Raw genomic sequence first — 4,065 nt, 5'->3', positions numbered from 1 at the left:
TCGCAACGCTCGACGTCCGACCGGGCCGGTGCCCCGGTGTGGGTGGCGCCCGCCGCGGCGTGATGGAGTCGGCGGGTGACCAGCAGCCTGCCCCTCACCGGTGAGCGGACCGTCCCCGGGATCGCCGTCGAGAACTACTGGTTCCGGCGGCACGAGATCGTCTACACGGCGATCGCGGACCGCTGCACCGGCGCCGTCGTGCTGGAGGCGGGCTGCGGCGAGGGCTACGGCGCGGACCTGCTCGCCGGGACGGCACGCCGGGTGCTCGCGCTGGACTACGACGCCGCGACCGTCGCGCACGTCCGCGCCCGCTATCCCCGGGTGGCGGTGTCCCGGGCCAACCTGGTGGCGCTGCCGGTCCCGGACAGCTCGATCGACGTCGTGGTGTCGTTGCAGGTCATCGAGCACCTGTGGGAGCAGGAGCGGTTCCTGCGCGAGTGCCGGCGGGTGCTGCGGCCGGGCGGGACGCTGCTGGTGTCGACGCCCAACCGGATCACCTTCTCCCCCGGCCGGGACACCCCGCTCAATCCGTTCCACACCCGCGAGCTGGACCCGGCGGAGCTGGCCGGGCTGGTCGTCGACGCCGGGTTCGACGACGTCGTCGTGCACGGGCTGCACCACGGCCCCCGGCTGCGCGCGGCCGACGCCCGGCACGGCGGGCTGATCGAGGCGCAGACCCGGCTGGCGCTGTCCGGCGAGCCGTGGCCCGCCGCTCTCGCCGCCGACGTCGCGGCCGTGCGCAGCACCGACTTCGAGCTGCGCACCGACGATCTCGACGCCTCGCTTGACCTGCTCGTCGCGGCGGTCCGCCGGTGACCCCGGTCGGCACCTTCTGCCTGGTCCTGCACTCGCACCTGCCGCTGCTGGCCCGGCACGGGCGCTGGCCGGTCGGCGAGGAGTGGCTCTACCAGTCGTGGGCGCAGTCCTACCTGCCGGTCGTGGCGACCCTGCGCGAGCTCGCCGCGGAGGGGCGCGGCCAGCTCGCCACGCTCGGGATCACGCCGGTGCTGGCGGCGCAGCTCGACGACCCGTACTGCCTGCGCGGCGTGCACGACTGGCTCGGCGGCTGGACGCTGCGCGCGCACTCGGCGGCCGGCCGGCTGCCCGATCTCGCCGCGCACGAGCACCGGGTGTCCACCGCGGCCACCGCGGAGTTCGAGGCGCACTGGCGGCACGGCGGGTCGCCGGTGCTGCGGGCGCTGCGCGACTCCGGCGCCGTCGAGCTGCTGGGCGGGCCGGCCGCGCACCCGTTCCAGCCGCTGCTGCGCCCCCGGGTGCGGGCCTTCTCGCTGCGCGCCGGGCTGGCCGACCACGCACTGCGGCTCGGCGGACGACCGGCCGGGATCTGGGCACCCGAGTGCGGCTACGCACCCGGGATGGAGGACGACTACGCCTCCGCCGGGGTGCGACGCTTCCTGGTCGACGGCCCCGCGCTGCGCGGCGACACCGCGCTCGCCCGGCCGGTCGGCGGCTCCGACGTGCTGTGCGTCGGGCGCGACCTGGACATCACCTACCGGGTCTGGTCGCCGCGCCGCGGCTACCCCGGCTCGCCCGAGTACCGCGACTTCCACACCTGGGACCACCCGTCCGGGCTGAAGCCGGCCCGGGTGACCGGCCGCCGGGTGCCGCCGGAGCGCAAGAAGCCGTACTCGCCGGAACTCGCCGCGCAGGCCGTGCAGCGCGACGCCCGGGACTTCGTCGACACCGTGGTCGCCCGGCTGCGGTCGCTGCGCGCCTCGACCGGCCGGCCGGCGCTGACCGTCGCCGCGTTCGACACCGAGCTGTTCGGGCACTGGTGGCACGAGGGCCCGGACTGGCTGGCGGCGGTGCTGCGGCTGCTGCCCGAGGCGGGCGTCGACGTCCGGACCCTCGGCGGGGCGATCGACGACGGCCTGGTCGGCGACCCGGTCACCCTGCCCGAGTGCTCGTGGGGCTCCGGCAAGGACTGGCGGGTGTGGGCCGGGCCGCAGGTGTCGGACCTGGTGGCGCTGGGCGACGACGTCCAGCACGACCTGCTGGCCGGGCTGGACACCGTGTGGCCGGAGACCGGGCCGATGCTGCGCCCCGACGTCCGGGACCCGCTGGCCGATCTGCTCGTCGACCAGGCGCTGCACGCGCTGTCCAGCGACTGGGCGTTCATGGTCACCAAGGACTCGGCCGCCGGTTACGCCCGCTCCCGCGCCTCGATGCACGCCGGTCGGGTCGCCGAGCTGTCGGCGCTGTTGCGGCAGGGGCGGCGGCGCGCCGCCGAGCGACGGACCGAGCGGTGGACCGACGTGCCGGTGCCGACCTTCGGGCACGTCGACGCCCGGGATCTCGCCGGCCCCTGAGCCGTTCCCGGGCAACGGGGTGTGCCTCGCCCGGGCACGCTCCCCGCCCGGCCCAGACGCCGCACCCCCGGCCCCGCATCGCACCCCACCCCGGCCACACGCCGCACCCCCCGCGCCGCTTCGCACCCCTACCGCCACATCGCACCCATTGCAGACGGTGCGCCGACGAACACGCGGTGCGGCAGCCCGACTTGACCCCCGCGGTCGGCGCCAACCGGCGCCTCGGCAGCGGCGCCACCAGCACTCTGCGTTCGCGCCGGCCCCGCTCCGCGCACCCCGGCCACGGCATCGCACCCGTTGCAGACGGTGCCTCGACCGGGCCGGGGTGCGCGGACCGGCGCGCCCCTCGTACCCGGGGGTAACCGCCGGTACGGCGTTTGCCAGGATCTCCTGATGCGGGTGCTGATGGTCAGCTGGGAGTTCCCGCCGGTCGTGGTCGGCGGGCTGGGCCGGCACGTGCACGCGCTGTCCCGGGAGCTCGCCGCCGCCGGGCACGACGTCGTCGTCCTGTCCCGGGCACCCGCGGGCACCGACGCGGACACCCATCCGAGCAGCGACGGGACCGTCGACGGCGTCCGGGTGCTGCGCGTCGCGGAGGACCCGCCGCATCTCGAGTTCGGCACCGACATGGTGGCCTGGACCCTCGCGATGGGGCACGGCCTGCTCCGGCACGCGCTGACCTCGTTGCTGCCGGGCTGGCGTCCGGACGTCGTGCACGCCCACGACTGGCTGGTGGCGCACCCGGCGATCGCGCTCGCCGACGTGCTGGGCGTGCCACTGGTCGCGACGCTGCACGCCACCGAGGCCGGCCGGCACTCGGGCTGGCTCCCCGGGCCGCTGAACCGGCAGGTGCACTCCACCGAGTGGTGGCTGGCGCAGCGCGCCGACGAGGTGATCACCTGCTCGTCCGCGATGCGCGCCGAGGTGTCCGCCCTGCACGACCTCGACGCCGGCGCGATCCACGTGGTGCACAACGGCATCGACCTGCGCCGCTGGCGCTCCCGGGCCACCGCGCCGGCACCCGCCGGGACCGGTCCGCGGCTGGTCTACTTCGGACGCCTGGAGTACGAGAAGGGCGTGCAGGACCTGATCGCCGCCCTCCCCCGGATCCGGCGCAGGCATCCCGGGACCCGGCTGCTCGTCGCCGGGACCGGCACCCAGCAGGAGATGCTCGGGACGCGGGTCGCCGAGCACCGGGTCCGGCGCTCGGTCGAGTTCCTCGGCCACCTGCCCGACGCCGAGCTGACCGCCCTGCTCCGGGCCGCCGACGCCGTGGTGCTCCCGAGCCGCTACGAGCCGTTCGGGATCGTCGCGCTGGAGGCCGCGGCGGTCGGGGCCACGCTGGTCGCGTCGACCGCGGGCGGGCTCGGCGAGGTCGTCCGGGACGGCGAGACGGGGCTCGGCTTCGAACCGGGCGACGTCCCGGGGATCGCCGACGCCGTCGACCGCGCGCTGTCCGACCCGCGCGCCGCGCGACGCCGGGCCCGGGCGGCCAGGGCCCGGCTTCGCACCGACTTCGCCTGGCCGACGATCGCCGCCCGCACCGCGGAGATCTACGCCGCGGCCCGCCCCGGCCCGCCGCAGAACCTCCCCCGCCCGAAGATCCCCACCGGGAACCTCTTCGACCGCACCCCCTGACCCGCCGCGCCCCCATACGCCGCACCCCGGCCTCCGCCGAGATGCAGATCAGCGGGAATTGTGGATCTTTCCGGCCCGCTGAGCTGCATCTCGGCGG

At 76.5% G+C, this 4,065-nt stretch carries 3 protein-coding genes; all 3 read left to right on the top strand.

What is annotated here, in order from left to right:
- Positions 1-75 precede the first annotated feature (75 nt).
- The 3 genes from ABD160_RS02810 (at position 76) to ABD160_RS02800 (ending at position 3,968) form a co-directional block, all read left to right on the top strand.
- Positions 76-816, top strand: coding sequence for a class I SAM-dependent methyltransferase (locus ABD160_RS02810; RefSeq protein WP_344018015.1), 741 nt, complete (start codon positions 76-78; stop codon positions 814-816).
- A complete protein-coding gene (locus tag ABD160_RS02805; protein ID WP_344018014.1) occupies positions 813-2,330 on the top strand; it encodes a 1,4-alpha-glucan branching protein domain-containing protein in 1,518 nt (505 codons plus the stop codon). Before ABD160_RS02810 ends, ABD160_RS02805 begins: the two co-directional genes overlap by 4 nt.
- A 393-nt stretch (positions 2,331-2,723) precedes the next feature.
- Entirely contained in the window at positions 2,724-3,968 is a 1,245-nt protein-coding gene (locus ABD160_RS02800; RefSeq protein ID WP_344018013.1) for a glycosyltransferase family 4 protein, read from the top strand.
- Positions 3,969-4,065: the final 97 nt, after the last annotated feature.

This window comes from Pseudonocardia kongjuensis (genome assembly GCF_039526905.1).
GTDB lineage: Bacteria > Actinomycetota > Actinomycetes > Mycobacteriales > Pseudonocardiaceae > Pseudonocardia > Pseudonocardia kongjuensis.
Note: the sequence above shows the minus strand (reverse complement) of the source record. Positions and strands in the feature narration are given on the sequence as shown.